Annotated in this window: 1 protein-coding gene; it reads right to left on the minus strand. The window is 41.3% G+C overall.

Annotated features, from left to right (window positions below):
* On the minus strand, positions 1–569 hold a 569-nt coding region (locus tag IEV86_RS17575), incomplete at its 3' end, for a CPBP family intramembrane glutamic endopeptidase (RefSeq protein ID WP_229734734.1).
* Between the last annotated feature and the right edge of the window lie 20 nt (positions 570–589).

A 589-nucleotide genomic window follows, 5' to 3' on the forward strand; every position in this document is an offset into this window, starting at 1 on the left:
TTCTTCTCTCTACTCTCGACATGTTCGTCATGTTTATCCCTCCTCACATGTTCAAAACGAATCTGACAGGCAAACACGGCATCAATGATAAAATGCGCCGTCATCGGAACAAATAAGTTGCCGGTCCATTCATACATCAGACCGAGCAAAAAGCTGATTGCTGTCACCATAATAAATAACAGCCATTTTGACAAATACCGAAAGTGCAGAGCGGCAAATATAAGGCTGGCCGTCCATAAACCGATATGAGTCTGCAGCACTCCTCTGAATAACATTTCTTCCGCGAAAGCAATCAGAAGCGTTAAAAATATAATATGAGGGATTGACCTCTTACTGAATATTTTTTTATTGATTCCGCCGTCATCATATAAATGAGACGGAAACCATTTCATTACTGCCATATCGGCTAAAATAACAATAACAGCTATAGAAACACCATACCAGATGATTCGCATATCGCGAATGTCCCAGAGCTTTAATACGTCCCGTACATCCTCAAAAAAGAACAGTCCTGCTGCAGCAGCGGCAAAGATGATGAGTAGCTGCGTCAAATATAACTGCTTCAGCATATCATGGTCAGTCATATGCT

The sequence above is a fragment of the Cellulomonas carbonis genome, assembly GCF_014636275.1.
GTDB classification, from domain to species: Bacteria; Actinomycetota; Actinomycetes; order Actinomycetales; family Cellulomonadaceae; genus Actinotalea; species Actinotalea carbonis.